At 65.2% G+C, this 19,148-nt stretch carries 22 protein-coding genes and 1 riboswitch; of the genes, 6 read left to right on the top strand and 16 right to left on the bottom strand.

All coding sequences use genetic code 11. The annotated features are described in order from the left end of the window. Positions 1–228: 228 nt before the first annotated feature. From pdxS to AC5RUO_RS08095, 6 genes are all read right to left on the bottom strand, one after another. Positions 229–1,155, bottom strand: a complete 927-nt coding sequence (gene pdxS / locus AC5RUO_RS08120) for a pyridoxal 5'-phosphate synthase lyase subunit PdxS (protein ID WP_494009285.1) — start codon at positions 1,153–1,155, stop codon at positions 229–231. Between the two features lie 142 nt (positions 1,156–1,297). Further along, the gene (pgsA, locus tag AC5RUO_RS08115) at positions 1,298–1,921 is read right to left on the bottom strand and encodes a phosphatidylinositol phosphate synthase (RefSeq protein ID WP_494009286.1); all 624 of its coding nucleotides are present in this window, start codon (positions 1,919–1,921) and stop codon (positions 1,298–1,300) included. Beyond that, the gene (locus AC5RUO_RS08110) at positions 1,911–2,498 is read right to left on the bottom strand and encodes an HIT family protein (protein WP_494009287.1); all 588 of its coding nucleotides are present in this window, start codon (positions 2,496–2,498) and stop codon (positions 1,911–1,913) included. Before AC5RUO_RS08110 ends, pgsA begins: the two co-directional genes overlap by 11 nt. Positions 2,499–2,516: 18 nt before the next feature. Beyond that, positions 2,517–4,526, bottom strand: coding sequence for a threonine--tRNA ligase (gene thrS, locus AC5RUO_RS08105; protein WP_494009288.1), 2,010 nt, complete (start codon positions 4,524–4,526; stop codon positions 2,517–2,519). A gap of 116 nt (positions 4,527–4,642) precedes the next feature. Next, positions 4,643–8,131: a DNA polymerase III subunit alpha gene (locus AC5RUO_RS08100; protein ID WP_494103224.1), complete on the bottom strand. Its 3,489-nt coding sequence runs from the start codon at positions 8,129–8,131 to the stop codon at positions 4,643–4,645. Next, complete coding sequence (locus tag AC5RUO_RS08095; protein WP_494009290.1) at positions 8,128–8,466, bottom strand: DUF6504 family protein; 339 nt, start codon at positions 8,464–8,466, stop codon at positions 8,128–8,130. The genes AC5RUO_RS08100 and AC5RUO_RS08095 overlap by 4 nt, the downstream gene beginning before the upstream one ends. 159 nt (positions 8,467–8,625) lie before the next feature. On the opposite strand from AC5RUO_RS08095, the gene AC5RUO_RS08090 reads away from it, so the two are divergent. Beyond that, positions 8,626–9,015, top strand: coding sequence for a hypothetical protein (locus tag AC5RUO_RS08090; protein ID WP_494009291.1), 390 nt, complete (start codon positions 8,626–8,628; stop codon positions 9,013–9,015). 33 nt (positions 9,016–9,048) lie between these two features. Here AC5RUO_RS08090 and AC5RUO_RS08085 read toward each other — a convergent pair whose 3' ends face one another. Then, on the bottom strand, positions 9,049–9,369 hold the full coding sequence (locus AC5RUO_RS08085) for a chorismate mutase (protein ID WP_494009292.1): 321 nt from the start codon (positions 9,367–9,369) through the stop codon (positions 9,049–9,051). Between the two features lie 19 nt (positions 9,370–9,388). On the opposite strand from AC5RUO_RS08085, the gene AC5RUO_RS08080 reads away from it, so the two are divergent. Then, complete coding sequence (locus tag AC5RUO_RS08080) at positions 9,389–9,811, top strand: VOC family protein (protein WP_494053141.1); 423 nt, start codon at positions 9,389–9,391, stop codon at positions 9,809–9,811. A 24-nt stretch (positions 9,812–9,835) separates the two neighbouring features. Here AC5RUO_RS08080 and AC5RUO_RS08075 read toward each other — a convergent pair whose 3' ends face one another. Further along, positions 9,836–10,597, bottom strand: coding sequence for an SOS response-associated peptidase (locus tag AC5RUO_RS08075; RefSeq protein ID WP_494103223.1), 762 nt, complete (start codon positions 10,595–10,597; stop codon positions 9,836–9,838). A gap of 130 nt (positions 10,598–10,727) precedes the next feature. On the opposite strand from AC5RUO_RS08075, the gene AC5RUO_RS08070 reads away from it, so the two are divergent. Next, positions 10,728–10,985 carry a mycoredoxin gene (locus AC5RUO_RS08070; RefSeq protein WP_009357459.1) on the top strand — a complete coding sequence of 86 codons (258 nt, stop codon included), beginning with the start codon at positions 10,728–10,730 and terminating at the stop codon, positions 10,983–10,985. Between the two features lie 34 nt (positions 10,986–11,019). On the opposite strand, the gene AC5RUO_RS08065 is transcribed toward AC5RUO_RS08070, so the two are convergent. After that, complete coding sequence (locus AC5RUO_RS08065; RefSeq protein ID WP_494103222.1) at positions 11,020–11,793, bottom strand: lipoate--protein ligase family protein; 774 nt, start codon at positions 11,791–11,793, stop codon at positions 11,020–11,022. Between the two features lie 166 nt (positions 11,794–11,959). After that, positions 11,960–12,763 carry a thioesterase family protein gene (locus tag AC5RUO_RS08060; RefSeq protein WP_494103221.1) on the bottom strand — a complete coding sequence of 268 codons (804 nt, stop codon included), beginning with the start codon at positions 12,761–12,763 and terminating at the stop codon, positions 11,960–11,962. Between the two features lie 176 nt (positions 12,764–12,939). Between AC5RUO_RS08060 and AC5RUO_RS08055 the strand changes: the two genes are divergently transcribed. Next, a complete protein-coding gene (locus tag AC5RUO_RS08055) occupies positions 12,940–13,617 on the top strand; it encodes an endonuclease/exonuclease/phosphatase family protein (protein ID WP_494009298.1) in 678 nt (225 codons plus the stop codon). Here AC5RUO_RS08055 and AC5RUO_RS08050 read toward each other — a convergent pair. Next, positions 13,614–14,144, bottom strand: coding sequence for an NUDIX domain-containing protein (locus AC5RUO_RS08050; protein ID WP_494009299.1), 531 nt, complete (start codon positions 14,142–14,144; stop codon positions 13,614–13,616). The genes AC5RUO_RS08055 and AC5RUO_RS08050 overlap by 4 nt on opposite strands. A gap of 50 nt (positions 14,145–14,194) precedes the next feature. Continuing rightward, a complete protein-coding gene (locus AC5RUO_RS08045; protein ID WP_494009300.1) occupies positions 14,195–14,386 on the bottom strand; it encodes a DUF1918 domain-containing protein in 192 nt (63 codons plus the stop codon). A gap of 74 nt (positions 14,387–14,460) precedes the next feature. Here AC5RUO_RS08045 and AC5RUO_RS08040 point away from each other — a divergent pair, with 74 nt between their 5' ends. Both AC5RUO_RS08040 and AC5RUO_RS08035 read left to right on the top strand, forming a co-directional pair. Continuing rightward, on the top strand, positions 14,461–14,967 hold the full coding sequence (locus AC5RUO_RS08040; RefSeq protein WP_494103220.1) for a metallophosphoesterase family protein: 507 nt from the start codon (positions 14,461–14,463) through the stop codon (positions 14,965–14,967). 88 nt (positions 14,968–15,055) lie between these two features. Continuing rightward, the gene (locus AC5RUO_RS08035) at positions 15,056–15,949 is read left to right on the top strand and encodes a glucose 1-dehydrogenase (protein WP_494103219.1); all 894 of its coding nucleotides are present in this window, start codon (positions 15,056–15,058) and stop codon (positions 15,947–15,949) included. A 3-nt stretch (positions 15,950–15,952) separates the two neighbouring features. Here AC5RUO_RS08035 and AC5RUO_RS08030 read toward each other — a convergent pair whose 3' ends face one another. From AC5RUO_RS08030 to AC5RUO_RS08015, 4 genes are read right to left on the bottom strand one after another with little or no spacing between them, the layout of a single operon-like run. After that, entirely contained in the window at positions 15,953–16,396 is a 444-nt protein-coding gene (locus AC5RUO_RS08030) for a DUF1810 domain-containing protein (protein WP_494009303.1), read from the bottom strand. Further along, the gene (locus AC5RUO_RS08025; RefSeq protein ID WP_494009447.1) at positions 16,380–16,967 is read right to left on the bottom strand and encodes a DNA alkylation repair protein; all 588 of its coding nucleotides are present in this window, start codon (positions 16,965–16,967) and stop codon (positions 16,380–16,382) included. The genes AC5RUO_RS08030 and AC5RUO_RS08025 overlap by 17 nt, the downstream gene beginning before the upstream one ends. Then, a complete protein-coding gene (locus tag AC5RUO_RS08020) occupies positions 16,964–17,320 on the bottom strand; it encodes a TraR/DksA family transcriptional regulator (protein ID WP_494009304.1) in 357 nt (118 codons plus the stop codon). The genes AC5RUO_RS08025 and AC5RUO_RS08020 overlap by 4 nt, the downstream gene beginning before the upstream one ends. A 21-nt stretch (positions 17,321–17,341) precedes the next feature. Beyond that, positions 17,342–18,694 carry an aggregation-promoting factor C-terminal-like domain-containing protein gene (locus AC5RUO_RS08015; protein ID WP_494103218.1) on the bottom strand — a complete coding sequence of 451 codons (1,353 nt, stop codon included), beginning with the start codon at positions 18,692–18,694 and terminating at the stop codon, positions 17,342–17,344. Between the two features lie 280 nt (positions 18,695–18,974). After that, positions 18,975–19,145, top strand: a riboswitch (cyclic di-AMP (ydaO/yuaA leader). Positions 19,146–19,148: the final 3 nt, after the last annotated feature.

The raw sequence follows: 19,148 nt of genomic DNA, 5'->3' as shown, positions 1-19,148 counted from the left end.
CTCCCCCTACCCCAATTAAAAGAAGTACGACGCCGGTCCCCCACCCACAGAGGGCAAGGAACCGGCGTCGTCATCACTTAGGCGAAGCGACCCGCAGCGACGGACGGTGCTGTCCGTTAGCGTGCGTAAAAGGGGCCCAACCTCAGCCACCGCCCATATGGCGGCAGCGGGAGGCGGGGAATAGCACGCAGAGGACCGCGCCGTTCGGCGCGCCACACAGAGTGGAAATTACCAGCCGCGCTCGGCCAGGCGGTGCGGCTGGGGGATCTCGTCTACATTGATACCCACCATGGCTTCGCCCAGGCCGCGGGAGGCCTTCGCGATGACGTCAGGATCGTCGAAGAAGGTGGTGGCCTTCACGACGGCGGCCGCGCGCTGGGCAGGGTTGCCGGACTTGAAGATGCCGGAGCCGACGAACACACCGTCGGCACCGAGCTGCATCATCATCGCGGCGTCGGCCGGGGTGGCGATGCCGCCGGCGGTGAACAGCACCACGGGAAGCTTGCCGGTGGAGGCGACTTCCTTGACCAGTTCGTACGGTGCCTGCAGTTCCTTGGCCGCGACGTAGAGCTCGTCCTCGGGCAGGGCGGCGAGCTTGAGCAGCTCGGCACGGATCTGCCGCATGTGCGTGGTGGCGTTGGAGACGTCGCCGGTGCCGGCTTCGCCCTTCGAGCGGATCATGGCCGCGCCCTCGTTGATGCGGCGCAGCGCCTCACCAAGGTTGGTGGCACCGCAGACGAAGGGAACGGTGAAGTTCCACTTGTCGATGTGGTTGGTGTAGTCGGCCGGGGTGAGGACCTCGGACTCGTCAATGTAGTCGACGCCGAGGGACTGCAGGACCTGGGCTTCGACGAAGTGGCCGATCCGGGCCTTGGCCATGACCGGGATGGACACGGCGTCGATGATCTGGTCGATCATGTCGGGATCGGACATGCGGGACACGCCGCCTTGGGCGCGGATGTCGGCCGGGACGCGTTCGAGCGCCATGACAGCAACGGCACCGGCGTCTTCGGCGATGCGGGCCTGTTCGACATTGACGACGTCCATGATGACGCCGCCCTTGAGCATCTCGGCCATGCCGCGCTTCACGCGGCTGCTGCCCGTGACGCTGTTCGCGGAGGAACCGGCCTCGCTGCTTACATCAGGTGTAGACACAAAAACCCCTATGGGTAGATAGATGACCTTCGCCGGGCGTGCAGGCGGCAAGTGCCGGACTGTGCACACACGGATAGTGCCGGATCCATTGACCGGGCAGTCCTAATACTAGTCCCACCGGGGCCGGGCGGCTTAATCATGCTTAATCAGCGGGCGTCGGTTCCGCCTGTGCCTGCCGGCGGACGGACAACACGCGCTGCACAACGGTGATGAAGCTGGCCAGGGCGAGCAGCGCGAGGGTGGCCAGGAGCACCACGGGTGGCAGGCCCAGGCCGGTCAGGCCGGTAACCACCAGCACTGAAACCAGGCGTTCCGCACGCTCGGCGATTCCCACGTTCGCGGTGAACCCGAGAGACTCCGCCTTGGCCCTGGCATAGGACACCACCATGCCAAGGACCAGGCAGATCATGGCAGCAACTGCTATGGGGGTATCCGCCCCGCCCGTGAAGAACCAGATGGCCAGGCCGGCAAAGAGCGCGCCGTCGGCGATGCGGTCCAGGGTGGAGTCGAGGAAGTTTCCCCACCGGCTTTTCACATCCTGCATCCTGGCCATGATGCCGTCCAGGACGTCGGAGAAGATGAATGCGGTGATGAACAGTGTTCCCCAGAACAGCTGCCCCAGGGGATAGAACACCAGGGCGCCCACAACAACTCCGGCAGTGCCAATGACGGTAACGGCGTCCGGAGAGACGCCCATCCTCAGGAGCCAGCGGGCCAGCGGGGTAAACAGCGCGGTGAAGAATCCGCGGGCGTGCCTATTCAGCATCCGTCTCCCCGGGCCAGGCGTCGGCCACCTGCTGGCGGACCTCGTCGAGGGTCTGCGTGATGGCCTTGGTCTGGGCGATGATCGGGAAGAAGTTCCCGTCCCCGCCCCAGCGTGGAACCACGTGCTGGTGCAGGTGGGCGGCGATGCCGGCACCGCCCACCACGCCCTGGTTCATCCCCAGGTTGAACCCGCCGGGGTTCGCCACTTTCCGCAGCACGCGCATGGCGGTCTGGGTGAGGTCGGCAAACTCAGCGGTTTCCTCAAGAGTCAGGTCCGTGTAATCAGGAATGTGGCGGTAGGGGCACACCAGCAGGTGCCCCGGATTGTAGGGGAAGAGGTTCAACACCACGTAGCACGTCTTGCCGCGGTGGACGATGAGCGCATCCTCGTCCGTGCGGCCCGGCCCCAGGCAGAAAGGGCAGTCGTTTTCGTTCTTGAACTGGTGCTGGCCGCCCTTGATGTAGGCCATGCGGTGCGGAGTCCACAGGCGCTGGAAGGCGTCGGGGACACCGGCGAGGGCAAAATCGTCGGTAACGCCGGCATCCCCTGGATACCCTGCGCCTGTGTTCTCCTGCACGCTGCTGGTTCCGTTCCGCTAGCTGGTCCGGTTACGGACGGCTTCCGTGATCCGCTTGATTGCCTCGGCCACCGGAACACCGTTGTCCTGGCTTCCGTCACGGAAGCGGAAGGACACGGCACCTGCCTCGGCGTCGTCCCCGCCGGCAATCAGCACGAACGGGATCTTGTCCTTGCTGGCCGTGCGGATCTTCTTCGGGAAGCGGTCCGACGACGTATCCACCTCGGCACGGATGCCTGCCGCCTTAAGCTGGTCGACGACGTCGAACATGTACTCGTTGAAGGCTTCCGCAACGGGGATGCCCACCACCTGGACGGGCGCCAGCCAGGCCGGGAACGCGCCGGCGTAGTGTTCGGTCAGCACGCCCATGAACCGCTCCACGGAGCCGAAGAGCGCGCGGTGGATCATCACCGGCCGCTGCCGGCTGCCGTCCGCTGCCTGGAACTCCAGTTCGAAGCGCTCGGGCAGGTTGAAGTCCAGCTGGATGGTGGACATCTGCCAGGTGCGGCCCAGGGCGTCCTTGGCCTGCACAGAGATCTTGGGTCCGTAGAAGGCTGCTCCGCCCGGGTCCGGAACAAGTTCCAGCCCCGACTCCTGCGCAACCTCGGCGAGGGTCCTGGTGGCCTCTTCCCAGGCGGCGTCTTCGCCGACATACTTTTCCGGGTCCTTGGTGGAGAGCTCCAGGTAAAAGTCGTTCAGGCCGTAGTCCTTGAGCAGGTCCAGGACGAACGTCAGGGTCTTGGTGAGCTCGTCCTTCATCTGTTCGCGGGTGCAGTAGATGTGGGCGTCGTCCTGTGTCATGCCGCGTACCCGGGTGAGGCCGTGGACGACGCCGGACTTCTCATAGCGGTAAACGGATCCGAATTCGAACAGGCGCAGGGGCAGTTCCCGGTAGGACCGGCCGCGGGACCTGAAGATCAGGTTGTGCATGGGGCAGTTCATCGGCTTCAGGTAGTAGTCCTGGGCCGGCTTGCGCACGGTGCCGTCCTCGTTCAGTTCGGCGTCCACCTGCATGGCAGGGAACATGCCGTCCTTGTACCAGTCGAGGTGGCCGGAAACCTCGTAGAGGTGGCCTTTCGTGATGTGCGGCGTGTAGACGAACTCGTAGCCCGCCTCGACGTGGCGCTGGCGTGAGTAGTCCTCCATCTCCTTGCGGATGATGCCGCCCTTGGGGTGGAAGACGGGCAGGCCGGAGCCCAGCTCGTCCGGGAAGGAGAAGAGGTCCAGTTCCGAGCCGAGCTTCCGGTGGTCGCGGCGTTCTGCCTCGGCGAGCCGCTCCTGGTACGCCTTGAGCGCGTCCTTGGTGGGCCAGGCGGTGCCATAGATGCGCTGCAGCTGCTGGTTCTTCTGGTTGCCCAGCCAGTAGGCGGAGGATGACCGGGTCAGGGCAAAGGCGTTGGAGATGAGCTTGGTGTTGGGCAGGTGTGGCCCGCGGCAGAGGTCGCACCAGACGGTGGTGCCGTCCTTGCGCTCCACGTTGTCGTAGATGGTGATGTCACCGGCACCCACCTCGACGTTCACGCCTTCACCGGCCTCGGCGGCATCGTTCTTCTTGCCCAGCAGCTCCAGCTTGTAAGGCTCGTTCTTCATGGCCTCACGGGCTTCGTCCTCGTTGACCACGCGGCGGACGAACTTCTGGTTCTGGTTGATGATCTTCTGCATCATCTTCTCGAGGGTCTTGAGGTCCTCGGGGGTGAATGGCTCTGCGACATCGAAGTCGAAGTAGAAGCCGTCGGTGATGTAGGGGCCGATTCCCAGCTTGGCGTCCGGCCGCAACTGCTGGACTGCCTGGGCCATGACGTGGGCGGTGGAGTGGCGGAGCACGTTCAGCCCGTCAGGGGAATCGATGGTGACGCCTTCGACGTCGGCGCCCTCGGGAAGTTCCTGGTCCAGGTCCTTCAGTTCGCCGTTGACGCGGGCCACAACTACATCGCGGCGCTCAAAGAAGAGTTCCGCACCGGTTGTCCCGGTAGTCACCTTGGTCTCTTCGCCATCGACGACGAGGGTGATCTGCTGGGCATCTGACACGGGTGTCTCCTATTCAAAGTTCAGGCTTCATAGCTTGTGGCGTACGGGGACCACAGCCAGCCATCGTCAATGCTATCTGTTCGGTGATAGGCCGACCAACGCGGCGCACGGCAGTGTCAGCCGTTGAATCCGGTAATGGCGAGGCTTCTGCTGATCCCTTCCAGCGGATGTGGCACGTCCGGCGCCTGGGCTGCGGGATCCGGGAACGGCAGGGTTTCGGTCCGGCCCAGGTCCCAGGCCATGCTGGCACTCAAACTGATTCCCCGGGGACCGGTCCGCCGGGTGGTACCCCTGATCAGGAGCAGCCGGGTGCCGAACAGGAGCATCCCAGCTTTTTCCTGGGCCTCGTGGAAGAAGACAGAATCAACACAGCCGGTGCCGTCGTCGATGCTGATGAACACCACCCGCCTGCCGCCCCGCATGGGAGGCGTCTGGGTGGCCACACGCACCCCGGCCACCAGGACCTCCGTACCGTTGCGCAGGCCCAGCAGTTTGTCTGCGGTGGTGACGCCCAGCCTGTCCAGCAGGGGCCGGTGGCTGTCCATCAGGTGGGTACTGACGTCCACCGCCATCAGGTCAAGCTCTGCCCGGACGTTTTCCACCAGGGTTGGTTCCGGCAGTCCCGGGGCGACATTCCGCAGTTCAACATCCCCAAGGGGCAGCGGTAACTGTCCCTCCAGGACCTCGACGCCTTTCCTGCTGCTGCCGGAGGCCTGGAGCTTCTGCAGATGCTGCACCAGGTCAGCCCGGTTGGCAGTACCTCCCGCCTCCCGGTGCAGCGAATCGAAGGCACCCAGCTGCGCGAGCCTTTTGATGTTTGGCTTGCTGATTTTCGACCTTGCCCGGAGGTCGGCCAGCGAACCGTAGGGCTGTCCGGCAACGATTCTCTTCAACTCTGTCCTGGAGAGCCCGTAAATACCGTTGAGGCTCAGCCGGATACCGAGTTTTCCTGCGTCAGGGCCGGACTGGACCCGCTCCACCCGGTACTCGGCCTTGCTGAGGTTGATATCAAGAGGAAGGATCGGGATGCCCAGCCTTCTCGCCTCGGCAACCAGCAGCCGTTTGGGGTACATGCCCGGATCGTGCTCCCACAGCCCGGCAAGGAATGCCTCGGGATGGTGGGTTTTCAGCCAGGCTGACTGGTAGGTGGGCACAGCGAAGGCCGCACCGTGGGCTTTGCAGAAACCGAAGCTGGCAAAGGATTTGAGGGTGTCCCAAACCTTGTCAACGACGTCCGCTGAATACCCCTTCACTTTTGCCTTCCTACGGAAATAATCTTCGACGCCGGCTTCGCCCTCTTCGCTGCTCAGGGCCCTGCGGAACTCGTCCGCTTTGGCCAGGCCGCACCCGGTCATGACGTCGAACGTCCTCAGGATCTGCTCGTGGAACACGGTCACGCCGTGGGTTTCCGCCAGCACCGGTTTCAGGTCAGGGTGGGGGTAGACCTCCGGGGCAAACCCGTGCCGGTGTTCAAGGAAGGGCCGCACCATATCCGACTTCATGGGCCCGGGCCGGAACAGCGAAATATCGATGATGAGGTCGTTGAATTCACGCGGGGCCATCTTGCCGATCAGCTCGCGCTGGCCCGGTGATTCGATCTGGAAGCAGCCTAAAGTGTGCGTGCTGCGGATCAGTTCGTAGGTGGGCTCATCATCGAGCGGCACGGCGTTGAGGTCGATGTGGCCGTTGTCAGCAATATAGGCCGGCCCCGAACCATCCGCCCCGGCAGGGTGCCGGCCGGCAGCAACAACTTCATTCTTTGAAGGATGGATCCGGATGATTTCCCGGACCGCGAATGCCATGGCGCTTTGCATCCGCACACCCAGGACGTCGAGCTTCAGCATGCCCATGGGGTCCATGTCGTGCTTGTCGAACTGGCTCATGGGCAGCCCCAGTCCGCTGGGCTGTACCGGGGTGCGGTCCAGGAGCGTGGCGTCGCCGAGGATCACCCCACAGGGATGCATGGAGATGTGGCGTGGCAGCCGGTCAAGGCGTTCGGTCAGGTCCACCAGCAGATCGAGCTGTTGGTTGCCGTCGACATCGCGCTGCTCAACCCTTCCGGCAAGCTCCTTGAGTTCGGGCTTTTCCTGCAGCGCTTCACGGAACTTGCGGGCTGAGAAGCGCCACAGCTGCTTGGCGATCTCCCCCACTTCGCCGTCATCCATGCCGAGTGCCATACCGGCATCGCGTACCGCTCCCCTGGCCCGGTAACCGTTCTGCATGCTCATCAGCGTGACCCGCTCGGCACCGAACCGCTCGAAGATCCGCCGGTAGACGTTGTGGCGCTCGGCACTTTCGACGTCGATGTCGATGTCCGGCAGGGTTGCCCGGTCCTGGGAGAGGAAACGCTCGAAGATCAGGTCATGCTGGAGGGGGTTCACGTGGCTGACATCGATGAGGTAGTTCACAAGGCTGGAAGCGCCGGATCCGCGGGCCGCAGCCCGGACGCCCATGTCCTGGATCATCCGGGAAACCTCTGCCACTGTCAGGAAGTAGGAGGAAAAACCGAGGTTCCGGATGATGCCCAGTTCATGCTCAAGCCGGGACACCATGGTGCTTTCCGCCGCCCCGCTGATGCCTGGAAACCGCCTGCCGATCCCTGCATTGCAACGCTCCACCAGCTCCTGGTGCGGGTCCTGGCTGATTCCCAGCACGGCTGTCTCCGGCACAACAGGCTGCTTCCACCCCATGTCGGCAGCGGGATCAATCCGGCACAGGTTGGCGAGCGCCTCGGTCTGCGTCATCAGCTGCTTAAGGTCAGCGGCACCGTAACCTGCGGCGGCGATGATTTCCTTGCCGAGCAGGAGCATCTGGTCAGCAGACTTTAGCCAGCCCTGGCCGGTGGGTTGAAGCAGCGGTTCGGTGGCGAGCTCCGGAAGCGATTTCAGGGTCCTTGCCGAATCAAGAACGTCAGCTGTGGGTGCGCCGTCCGCAGCACAGTACCGGACTGCGTTGGTCAGGATCGCCGGTACGTGGTGTTCCTCGGCAAGCCGGAGCATGCGGACTGCGTGGGCAGTGCTCAATGGTGACCCCGGGGCGCTGAGCTGGGAGACAATCTCTGCCACCACCGTCCCGCCTGGCATGGCATCCAGCCATTGCTTAAAAAGGGTACGCGGGCGGAGATAGCGCCGGCCTCCCATTGCCCGGCCAACATCCGAATCAGGGCCGATCAGGACAGTCAGTACCGGCTTGAGGGTCTGGGGATCAAGCGTCCGGGAGGCAAGTTCGGCACGAGTCACGGCAACCGGCACCGCTCCCCCGGCTTTTCCCGTTGTCCGTGCGTGGGCATCGGAGATCAGGCGGCACAAGGCCCGATAGCCGGCACCGTTGTTGTGCCCGCGGGCAAGGACAACCACCCTGCCTGCCACCTGGGTACGGTGGTCGCCGTCGTCGTCAAGGACCGCAAGGTCAACTCCCACGATGGGATCCAAACCGGCAGCCATGCAGGCCTTAAGGTGCTTGATGGTTCCATACAGGCCGTCGCGGTCCGTGCAGGCAAGGGCGGTGGCGCCGTCCGCGGCGGCAGCCTGTGCCAGTTCATCCGGCCAGGAAACCCCATAGTGGGCGCTGAATGCGGTGGAGACGTGAAGGTGCGTGAAGCTCATGCTGTTCTGGGCCGGAGGGCATCATGGATCCGCACGAGCCGCCAGCGGCCACTGCGGATATGGCGGGAAAGGTCAAGGGTCAGTGGTTCACCGTGCGCCGTGCTTCCGGCGGCTCCCCCCGGGGACGGCAATACCTGCACCCGCCAGATTTCATGGTCCACCACCCCGGGACCGCTCCCCAAAGGCGCCCTGCTGTCTTCCGCCCACCACTGCCGGCGCTCATACCAGCGCAGTGGTTCGGCACAGACATCGTAGGACCTGCCGGCCCAGACAAGGCTTACAGGCTGGCCCTCAGGAGAGCACAGGACATCAACGGATTCGCTGAACATGCCCATGGCGCCTCCCGGAATAACCTAACCCTATTCGAATATGTGTTCGAACAGTTCAAGTCTACGCCCGGTTCAGCCCAATGCATAGAAAGGGGCCGCAGGGCTTCTCCGCCGTTACCGGACAAGGGGGTGGACGGAGCGGAAAGCAGGGAGCAGGATGGAGCCATGGAAACCCAAGACGCACTCCTCAAGCAGGCAAGCCTCAAGGCACAGGACTCCACCCTCGTGGCCACCTTCGACATCGACGGCACCATTCCAGGGTCCGGCGCATATGTCGTGGGACTGGTCGGGGCCACCCCGGATTATTCGTCGCAACGGCGGCTGTGCATTGAGTTCATGAACGGGCAGGCCATTGCCTTCTACTCGTTCAACCGCGAACAGGGCATTGAGGAGAACTACGACCTGTCAGGTGTATCGCACTCCGAAAACACCATTACCGGGCAGTTTCCCAAGGCAGCCATCAACGGGCTGGGGCAGGGGCATGTCATCTCCGCCTTCAGTGAGGCGGACGGCCGGGAATTCCAGTCCGGCGTCCCGGTAGAGGAAGCCCTGTAAGGCTTCCTCTTTTTTCTTGCCCTGGCGCGGGGTTCAGCTGGATTCTTTGTGGACCCGCATCTCGAGTTCAATGAAGCCCGAGATCATGGCCCGGTACGTGGATTCCACGATGTCCGGGTCAATGTCCTTCTTCTCAGCGGCCGAACGGACGTGTTCGATAATCCGTTCCACGCGGTCGGGCGCACGGACCTCCGCGTCGTCGCCCTTCAGGGTGCCGGCGATGCGAATCAGCCGTTCGCGGCGGGCGATGAGGGTGACGATCTGTTCATCCACCTCATCCACAGCAACCCGGACGGCAGCGAGCTGTTCTTTGTCGGCCAAAGCGTCCCGATCGTTTCCTTGAATAGTTGCCATCGTCTGACAGTATCGAAGCATGCAGCCAAGAGTCGACTTCATTTCACTGGGCGTCCGCAGCGTTCCAGCGTCCAGGGCGTTCTACGTGGATGGCCTGGGCTGGCCGGTCCACAAGGAGGTTGCCGGGGACGTGGTGTTCATCCAGGTCAACCATGGCCTGGTGCTTTCACTCTGGGACGCGGGGCAGATGCAGGCGGAAGCAGGCGTCAGCGCCCCGGGGCCGGTCCCCTGCATCACCCTCAGCCAAAACCTGGCGAGCGTTGAGGAGGTGGACCAGGTAATGGCGGAGGCGGCGGCCGCGGGTGCCGCCATTGTGGCCGAGCCGGTCACCCAGCCGTGGGGCGGCTATACAGGGTACTTCGCGGACCCGGACGGTTTCCGCTGGGAAGTGGCGTACAACCCCACCTGGGCCGTGGACGACGACGGTTCAGTCACCGTCTAAGTCAACGCCGCCGGGGCGGGACTCCTAGAACAGCGCCTCCACGGGCCTGATCAGTTCCGGACCGTTGTTGCGCACGTTGCCCACTTCCTTGCCCACCGACTCCACGCGCCAGTCCGCAGCAACGTCCTTGACGCCGGACCGCACGAGGTCCACCAGGCCGGCGGCATCATCAGCTTCCGGGTCCAGCCAGGCCTGCATGGTGGCCTTGGCCATGGGCAGCGGAACCCGGTCATGCAGGGCAGTGAGCTTCCCGAACACTGTCGATTCTGATCCCGGGGGCGGTGTGTCCGTTGTCAGGATGGAGGTGGAAAGCATCCACTGCCCGGGCTCGCCGGCCGGCACGGAGGGGTCCCTCCACCATTCGTAGAGGCCGGCAAAGACCAGGCCCCCGTTTTCCCCGGGATGCACGTAGTAGGGCTGCTTGGTCTTCCCCGGGCCCTGCTTCCATTCGTAGTAACCGTCCGCCGGGACTGCACAGCGCCGCGACTGGACAGCCTTACGGAACGCCGGCTTCTCCAGCACGGATTCGCTTCTGGCATTGATCATCCGGGAACCGATGCCCGGATCCTTCGCCCAGGAAGGGACGAGCCCCCAACGGGCCACATGCAGCTGCCGGACCTGCCTGCGCTCCGGCCCGTCATCCACCAGCCGTCCCAGGACGATGGGGACGTCGTCAGTGGGTGCCACATTCCACGACGGCGGAATGCTCACCTCGTCCTCCAGCTCGGCGTCGAATTCCGCCAGGAGGTCCCCCACAGCACGTGCCATTACATAGCGTCCACACATGGCTCCAGCATGCCATCGGCGACATCTGCTGTCATCCGGCCGTCCGGGAAGCCGCGGGCGCACGGGAATAGGGGGAGGCACGCTACCGTTGACAGGAACGGAACCTTACATCGACACAGAGGAGACCCCTGTGGATTTCACTCCCGAATCCGGCACCATCACCATGTTCTCCACCACCTGGTGCGGCTACTGCAACCGGCTGAAGAAGCAGCTGGATGCGCAGGGCATCGGCTACACGGAGATCAACATCGAGGAAGTGGATGGCACCGCCGAACTCGTGGAGCAGCTGAACGGCGGCAACCGCACCGTTCCCACCGTCCTGTTCCCGGACGGTTCGGCAGCGACCAACCCGTCAGCAGCCGAGGTCAAGGCGCGCCTGGCGGCATAAGCACGGCCGGCCGCACACACTTTCGCGATGCGGGTCATGCCCCCAGGCTGCTGAAGGAAGCAGACTCCAGGGCGGCATGGCCCGCATACGTTTGCAGCAGCGCGTCCTCCACGGCCTGGACGGTGGCACCGGGCACCAGGTCTTCGACGGCGCCCGCAGTGGCAGGATCCCATTCAAGCCCCAGGGCGGCGTAGCTGTCCGTCAGGACTTTCCGGATCGGGGCGGAGTTTTCCACCACGATGACGGAGCTGAACAGCCAGCCGCCCGCCACGACCCGCTGGGCCGTGCCCACGAGCTTGATCCGGTGTGAGGAATCGTCCGGGTGTGTTCCGTGGACGCTGAACTCGCCCGGGCAGTACTCCCCCGGTATTTCCCCCACGGCGGCGTGGACGCCGACCACCTGCAGTGCCTGGGCGAACAACTCCCCGAAGTACCCGAAGCGGGTTTTGGAGCCGGCGATCGCATCCGCGTCCGGCTCGATGTGGTCCACCACCAGGGTCCCCTGGTGATAGGCAGCGGCGCGTCCGCCGGCCCTGCGGACCAGCGGTTCAAAGCCGTTGTCACGGCAGGCACGGGCCGCTGCTTCAAACCCCGGCAGGCGGGTGTCCCGCTGTCCGAACGCCACGGTGGGGGCGGGACGGTAGAGCCGAAGGGTGGGGCCGAGCTGTCCCGACCTGGCCTTTGCCAGGAGCTCCAGCCCGAATTCCAGGTCCCGCCCCGCTCCCAGCGAAACTTCCTGCCGCACCACAGTCAGCGTGCGCGTTTCCTGAACGGGGTGGTGCATGGTGCCGGGCTCCCTTATGGTCATCTCGCAGTTCCTTGTTGAACTGCCGGCGGACAGGCCAACCCTAGGTTACGCCGTCGCCTTCCACATCATTCACAGCCCGCGGCGGCCCCCCCCCACACACACACAGGCCCGACAGCAATCCGGGCAGCAATCCGGCCACCACCAAGTCCCACGGATCAGCAGCCGGTCAGGTTCGGCGCAGTGTCAAAATCTGTTCGGCCCGCCCGAACGGGCCCTGCCGGTCATGCAGGACGGTGGATGTCAGGCCGATCCCGTCCCGGCCGAAGGACACCGCGTTGTCCAGCCCCAGCCACTCCCCTTCGGGCCGCCGGTACATGTGAATCTGCAGGTCCAGGTTGGGGAAGGCGTAGCTGTCCTTGCCGGGCGGCACCCGGGCGGCGATCCCGTTGGCGGTGTCCACCAGGCCCATCAAGCGGGCCAGATCGGTGCTGTCCTCCCGGTCCGTTAGCGGGTGGTCGGTGCGGAGCCACACCTTGCCGGCGCCCGGCCGGTGCCCTTCCGCAACCCGCATCTCGAGGGACCGGATGTAGCCGCCGGGCCAGACAGCCGAACCGTCGTAGGGCTTGCAGTCGTCCGGGCCCGGAATGGCCGCATCCTCGACGGCGGCGACGGCACCAGTGTCGCTGGTGATCATCCGCCAGGCGGTTGCCCGGATTGCTGTCCGGCCCGCAGCCACCAACTCTGCCTGCAGCAGTTCGATGGTCTTCCCTGGCCTCAGCGTGGAGGTCTCGATCTGGAATTCCCCGCCCGGGATCAGTCCCAGGATCTCGTAGCTGAGCCGGGCCATCCGCATGTCCGCCCGCGGCTGGTGGCGTTCAAGGGCTTCGGCCAGGAGACCGGAGGCGGGCGCCATGTGTTGTTCGTGGGCGTTCCAAGCCCCCTGCGCATGGATGGTGGAGCGGAAGTGGCCGCCGCCCAGGACCTGGTAGTAGGCGTTGCCTTCAGCAAGCTCTTGGAACTCTTCAGTCAACGCTGGCCTTTCGCAGAGAACTTCAGTGAATTGCCACTAACTCTAACCGCTCGCTCGGGAACGGCAGCAGCGGTCCGGCGCGAAATGCTGGGCCAGCGAAATGTTTGAGACTGGATGATGCCAGCGGACTAGACTCAGGAACTGGTCCTGTCAGCGACCTCGAAAAGAGGTATTCCATGCGCGTCATCAGCTACAACCTCCGCAAACACAAGGCCAGCGGCGAGCTTCTTGCCCTGGCCAGGAACCATGACGTCGATGCCCTCTGCCTCCAGGAGGTGGATGCGACCGACCTCCCCGAAACCCTGGGGCCGCTGCATCTGGCGCATGTCACCAAGGGAAACCGCCTGGGCCTCGCCGTCTACTACCGCACCAGCCGCTTCACCGCACTGGACACCCAATCCTTCGCCCTGAAGAAGTCGATGCATGACAGGGTCCTGGCTCCGGCGCACGAACGGCTGATTGGGGTGCGCGTGATGGACAACGACACCCAGCATGAACTGGTGATCGGCTCGTTCCACGCGGCGCCGCTGACCGCCTCCAATTCGCTCCGGCGCAAGCAGATCCACGCTGCCCATGCCGAACTGCTCAGCATGGGAAAAGGCCTGATGACGCTGATGGTGGGCGATTTCAACTACCCGTTCTTCACCAAGAACCTGGACATCCACATGAAGAACTCCGGGTATGCCCTCTCCCTCAGCAACCGGCGCACCTACACCAGGTACAAGGTATTCAAGGGCCACTTCGACTTTGCCACGTCCCTGGGCCTGGACATCCAGAATGTAGAGACGCTGCCGCGCGGCAACTCCGACCACCTGCCCATCCTGGTCACGGCGGAATACGGTCCGGACTACTAGGAAGCGCCGCCGGGATACGGGCCGGCGGCAGCAAGCCGCCGCCTCAGGTCCGGCCAGGCGGCAGCGAAGCCGGGGTGCAGTTCCTTCCGCTCCACCTCATCAAGGGGGACCCACAGCAGTTCGATGCTCTCGGGATCGCTGATGACCGGGTCGAACGGCTCCCGCACCAGCACCACCACCGTGGTGTAGGACCAGTAGCCCAGGTCCAGGAGGGAAGTGAACAGCACGTCCACACCCTCCGGCGGAACCGCTGCCTCCTCCTGGGCTTCCCGCAGCGCGCCGGCCACGGGCTCCTCGCCCTGGTGGAGCGCTCCACCCGGTAACCCCCACGTTCCGCCGTTATGGCTCCAGACCGCGCGGTGCTGCAGCAGCACCCCCCTGGGCGGATCGAACGCCAGAACGCCGGCCGCACCGAAACGCCCCCAAAAGCGTCCGCGGTCCCCCTCCACCCAGGCGTCGCCCGGATCCCGGGGACCGGTGCGGAGGGGCGGGGTGGCGGACGCTGCGGAAGCCAGAGAATGATCCATCAGCCCAGTCTGACAGGTACATCATGCCCGGGCCCAGCACAGGCCGGGACTCAGTTGCCGTGCGGGCGTTCGACGGCGAAATCACCGCCGGGATACATGATGGTTTCGTGCCCGTCATCAAAGCGGACCAGGTAAGGCGGGGTTCCGTCCTGTCCCCGCACTTCCAGGATCACCCCGTGGCGGTCCGTGGATCCAACATGCCGGCCGTGGACGATAATGCGGTCGCCCTGCGCTGCCTCCATGGCAATCACCTCCCAGCCCCCAGATTACGACTCTCGCGGGAACCGGAACAGGCCCCGCGTGGCAGGATTTCCCTATGCCGCTGAACATCGTCCTGGTTGCCGATACCCACATCCCCAAGCGGGCCAGAGACCTGCCCGCCCCGGTGTGGGCCGCCGTCGAAAGCGCAGACGTGGTCTTCCACGCCGGTGACTGGGTGCAGGCCGGGGTCCTGGATAAATTCCAGGAACGCAGCCGGTCCCTGGTGGGCGTCTACGGGAACAATGATGGGCCGGACCTGCGCGCCCGCCTCCCTGAAACCGCGCACATCACCCTGGACGGCATCCGTTTTGCCATGGTCCATGAGACCGGGCAAGCCAAGGGCCGGGAGCTGCGGTGCGAGGCGCTCTATCCGGACACGGACGTCCTGGTCTTCGGGCACAGCCACATCCCCTGGGACACCACGTCCCCGGCTGGCCTGCGGCTGCTCAACCCCGGCTCACCCACGGACCGCCGGCGCCAGCCCGCCTGCACGTACATGACGGCAAAGGTCGACGGCGGCCGGCTGGCGGAGGTGCGCCTGGTGGAGGTGGCGCGGGAGTAGTTCCGGGTTGGCAGGTGGCCGCCGGTTGCCTAGGCTGGGACGGTAAGCATACTTAGCTTCTTGGAATCCACCCAGCAGGAGGACCGCCATGACAGACCAGTACACTTTCCGGAATCCGGTCACCGCCTACGAGCACATTTCCCCGCCAGAGCAGCACCAGCCAGAGCCCGGGCTGGACGCGGAGCTGATGCCCAAAGCGGACCTGGGGGAGGAAACCTACCGCGGAACGGGGCGGCTGGAAGGCCGGAAGGCAATCGTCACCGGTGCGGATTCGGGCATCGGTGCCGCCGCGGCCATCGCGTTCGCCAGGGAGGGGGCCGACGTCGTCATGTCCTATCTGCCGCAGGAGGAGGAGGACGCTGCCAGGATTGCGGGCATTATCGAAGCCGCGGGACGCAAAGCCGTGAAGGTTCCCGGGGACCTCAAGGACCCTTCTGTGTGCCGGGACGTGGTGGATACCGCCGTGGCCGTCCTGGGCGGTGTGGACATCCTGGTCAACAACGCCGGAAAGCAGGTGGCCCAGGAGGACCTCACGGACATCACGGACGAGCAGTTCGACCACACCCTGAAGACCAATGTCTACGCCATGTTCTGGCTGACCAAGGCAGCCCTTCCGCACATGCCCGCGGGGTCCACCATCATCAACACCACCTCGGTGCAGGCCTACAACCCCTCCCCGACGCTGGTGGACTACGCCACCACCAAGGCCAGCATCAACAACTTCACCAAAGGCCTGGCCCAGCAGCTCGCTCCCAAGGGGATCCGTGTCAATGCCGTTGCGCCGGGACCCATCTGGACTCCGTTGCAGGTCAGCAGCGGCCAGCCCAAGGAGGACCTGCCGGAGTTCGGGCAGTCCACTCCCTTGGGCCGCGCCGGCCAGCCCGCAGAACTCGCGCCGGCCTACGTTTTCCTGGCCTCGCCCGAGTCCAGTTTCGTGCTGGGCGAGACGCTGAACGTCAACGGCGGCAGCCCCACCCCATAGTTCTTATGCCTGGTCCTGCCCGGCGAGCAGCTCATCGGTGGCTTCGTCGGGCTGGCCGTCGAAGAACTGTGCAAGAACGGTCTTGAGCACAGTTTCGCCGGGCGCCGCGCGGAGGAACAGCGTCATGGACGACTGCAGCTTGCGGGCGTCAATGCCGCCCAGAATATCCTCGGCCGTGCGCCCGGCGTGGTTGGTCAGCGCCTGTGCGCACTCCAGCAGGCGCGGGCCCAGCACGTCGTGCTCGAGGTATCCCCGGGCCTCGTCCAGTGACCTGATGGCATACTTCCGCGAGGTGGCGCTCTGCCCCAGCCCGGCGATCTGCGGAAAGATGAACCACATCCAGTGGCCGCTCTTGCTGCCCAGCTGCAGTTCGGACAAGGCCTGCTCATATGTCCCGCCGCTGTCCTGTGCAGCGACGAAGCGTTCAAGGTCATAGGGATCGTTCATGGGTGTCTCCTTGTCGGGGGGTGTTGGGACCGGGCGGGAAGCCGGCGCCTGGCGGCTGCCCAAGTACTGCTGCAGCCTGGCGCAGGCTGGTGTGCGGGTCCTGGGCCCACCGCGCCAGCACCACATCGGCGCGCTGCCTATCGCGCTCCGGCAGCCCGGCAAGCAGCGGCGCCACCACATCGGCCACGAGGGGGCCCTCCAGTTCCGCTGTGGAGGCGGAGCGGAGGAACCCTTCGATCCGGGTCAGGTCCGAGTGGCGCAGCCATCCGGACTTGGCTTGGAGCAGCACCACGGCAGCCAGCCGCCGCTCGAAGACCGGCCTTGCGCCAGGTTTAGGCCGGCCCCAGAGGACTGAGGCCAGCTGGACGGCGGCATCGTGGTCCAGGGCTTTGAATTTCCGCCGCGCATCACGGACGGTTCCCCGGACAGCGCCTATGGAGGCTCCGTAAGAGGCGAGGACCCCGCCCAGCCGGGTGGCGACGTCGTCCGCGCGGTACCAGGAGCCCTCGTTCTGCAGTGTACGGTCGATGAATTCCGCCGCCGCGGCAACAATGTCCGGCCCCGCCGTCACTGCCGGCCTGCCGCGGCGTGGTTGATGCAGAACGCGGTCCATGGCCGGGCTTCCAGCCTGCCCTCGGCAATGGCTTCGCCGCAGACGGCGCAGGTGCCATAGGTTCCGGCGTCCAGCCGGGCGAGGGCGGCCTCCACCTGGTCCAGGCCGGCGGCGCTCTGCTTCAGGAGTGCGGCCGCCTGGGACAGCTCGAAAGCGATCGTGGCGCCCTCGGGATCGTGTTCGTCGTCGACGTTTGAATTGAGCCGGGCCGAACTGGCCGAGGCGATGTCCGCGCGAAGGTCCGGAAGCAGCGCAGCCTTCCGCTTCCGCTCCTCCTCGAGCAGCACCCGGAACCGCTCAAAATCTGGCATGGAGAAAGCCTAGCGCGCCTCTCAGTACCAGTTCCTGGCTACGGAATGGTCCCACGCCGCGCAGGGTGTACGGTAGCGGTCCCGGATATACCCGAGCCCCCACTCGATCTGCGTACGGTAGCTGGTAAGCCAGTCGCTGCCGGCGCTTCCCAGCTTGCCGGGCGGCAGGGCCTGCGGAATCCCATAGGCCCCGGAGTAGGGGTTGGTGGCGGTGGTCAGCCAGTTTGATTCCTTGGTCCAGAGCTGGGCGAGGCACAGGAACTGGTCCTGGCCCCAGCCGTAGGCTGCAAGGCGGCCGGAGGCGTAGCTCTTGGCCGCAGCGGGATCGTTGACGGAGCCGCCTGGAACGGAGGGCACGACGACGGCGGGCGGGCCGGGGATCGCAGGCGCCGGGGCAAGAGGGGCGGGGTTCGCCGGCGCCGGGTTCACGGGAGCAGGATTTACCGGGGCCGGATTTAGCGGCGCGGGATTCGCTGGCACCGGCGCTGCCGGGACCGGGTTTGCCGGAGCGGGAGGTCTTTGAGCACCGGCAGGAGCAGCATCTGCAGCTGCCTGCCGGCGGGCCTGCTCCTCGGCAGCGGCTCGTTTAGCAGCCTGGGCCGCCTCATAGGCTGCAAGCGCCGCCTGGCCTTGCCGGTATTCGCCCTCGAGCGCCGCCGTCGTGCCCTTGAGGGACGCCAGCTGCGCGGTCAGCTCTCCGCTGCGCCGCTGCTCTTCGGCGACCTGGCGGGCCACCGCGTCCTGGGCGGAACGGGCAGTGTCCAGCTTGGCCTTCGCCTCTCCGGACAGGCGTTCGCGCTCCGCCCTGGCGGTCTTTTCCTGCTCCCCCAGCGCAGCGGTGGCTTTGCCGGCGGCCTCCGCCCGGCTGACCAAATCCGCGGTCTTGGCTCCCACCACCTCAACGACGTTGAGCCCGTGGATGCTGTTGTTCTCCAGAGCTTCCAGTGCCACAAAGAATCCCATGGTGGTTCCGCCGGTCTTGTACGATCTGGCGGCCAGCGCACCAACGGCCTGTTGATGCCGCTGCAACTCCGCGTCCGCCTGGGCAGCCCGGCCTGCGAGGGCATCCACCCTGGCCGTTGCGGCCTGCAGGGCGGCATCCGCCAGTGCATAGTCGGCTGCGGAGGCCACGGCGGCCGTCCCGAGCGCTTCGGACTCGGACCGCAGGCCTTGAAGCAGGCCCGTGATGTTCTCGATCTCGGCCGCCTTCCGGGCTTCAGACTGCTGCGCCTTCTGAACGTCTTCCCACGATGGGTACCCGCCCGGCGGAGGCTCATCCGCGGCCGCCGGAAGCACGGCAGCGGGGCCGGCGAGGGCAAGTGCCAGCAGCCCTGCCAGCAACGGGGGCTTGAACATGCTTCCGGTCAGGCGCATAGCTCCGAAGCTTAGCGGGTTTCAACACGAGGTTGAGGGTTGGACAGCCTCCCCCCGCTACCTTTATAGATTTGTGACATGAATAACAAGCCACGCCAGCTGCCAAATATCACGCGAGGTCAGAAAGGTGTGCTAGTACCTCCATACGATTGCTTAATACGATAGAAGCGCCTCGTATGTTACCCAAACGTGACAATTGCTCCGCGGTCGGGTTATGGTCTTCAGGTGTCCCTCCCAAACGGGACATTCCCATCAGTATGCCGAGCCCTGCCACTGACCCGGGATTCAACCGCTTTCCAGCTGGCAGGGACGGGGGAACCAAGTTTCCACGGCCGTTACGGCCTTGGGGTTAAGTCGATAGCGCCTCCGTCCATTGTGGGCGGTTGCCTTCGGCCGGGTATCTCCAACCCGAACCCGACAGCTCACCCCGCAGGCATGGGAGAGGCGATCACAC

The sequence above is a fragment of the Arthrobacter sp. Y3221087 genome, assembly GCF_059089905.1.
Note: the sequence above shows the minus strand (reverse complement) of the source record. Positions and strands in the feature narration are given on the sequence as shown.

Excerpts from the sequence above, each read along its gene's own strand:
- pgsA (WP_494009286.1), bottom strand. The coding sequence starts at position 1,921 with ATGCTGAATAGGCACGCCCGCGGATTCTTCACCGCGCTGTTTACCCCG.
- AC5RUO_RS08100 (WP_494103224.1), bottom strand. The coding sequence starts at position 8,131 with ATGAGCTTCACGCACCTTCACGTCTCCACCGCATTCAGCGCCCACTAT.
- AC5RUO_RS08095 (WP_494009290.1), bottom strand. The coding sequence starts at position 8,466 with ATGGGCATGTTCAGCGAATCCGTTGATGTCCTGTGCTCTCCTGAGGGC.
- AC5RUO_RS08090 (WP_494009291.1), top strand. The coding sequence starts at position 8,626 with ATGGAAACCCAAGACGCACTCCTCAAGCAGGCAAGCCTCAAGGCACAG.
- AC5RUO_RS08085 (WP_494009292.1), bottom strand. The coding sequence starts at position 9,369 with ATGGCAACTATTCAAGGAAACGATCGGGACGCTTTGGCCGACAAAGAA.
- AC5RUO_RS08080 (WP_494053141.1), top strand. The coding sequence starts at position 9,389 with ATGCAGCCAAGAGTCGACTTCATTTCACTGGGCGTCCGCAGCGTTCCA.
- AC5RUO_RS08075 (WP_494103223.1), bottom strand. The coding sequence starts at position 10,597 with ATGTGTGGACGCTATGTAATGGCACGTGCTGTGGGGGACCTCCTGGCG.
- AC5RUO_RS08065 (WP_494103222.1), bottom strand. The coding sequence starts at position 11,793 with ATGACCATAAGGGAGCCCGGCACCATGCACCACCCCGTTCAGGAAACG.
- AC5RUO_RS08055 (WP_494009298.1), top strand. The coding sequence starts at position 12,940 with ATGCGCGTCATCAGCTACAACCTCCGCAAACACAAGGCCAGCGGCGAG.
- AC5RUO_RS08050 (WP_494009299.1), bottom strand. The coding sequence starts at position 14,144 with ATGGATCATTCTCTGGCTTCCGCAGCGTCCGCCACCCCGCCCCTCCGC.
- AC5RUO_RS08045 (WP_494009300.1), bottom strand. The coding sequence starts at position 14,386 with ATGGAGGCAGCGCAGGGCGACCGCATTATCGTCCACGGCCGGCATGTT.
- AC5RUO_RS08040 (WP_494103220.1), top strand. The coding sequence starts at position 14,461 with ATGCCGCTGAACATCGTCCTGGTTGCCGATACCCACATCCCCAAGCGG.
- AC5RUO_RS08035 (WP_494103219.1), top strand. The coding sequence starts at position 15,056 with ATGACAGACCAGTACACTTTCCGGAATCCGGTCACCGCCTACGAGCAC.
- AC5RUO_RS08030 (WP_494009303.1), bottom strand. The coding sequence starts at position 16,396 with ATGAACGATCCCTATGACCTTGAACGCTTCGTCGCTGCACAGGACAGC.
- AC5RUO_RS08020 (WP_494009304.1), bottom strand. The coding sequence starts at position 17,320 with ATGCCAGATTTTGAGCGGTTCCGGGTGCTGCTCGAGGAGGAGCGGAAG.
- AC5RUO_RS08015 (WP_494103218.1), bottom strand. The coding sequence starts at position 18,694 with ATGCGCCTGACCGGAAGCATGTTCAAGCCCCCGTTGCTGGCAGGGCTG.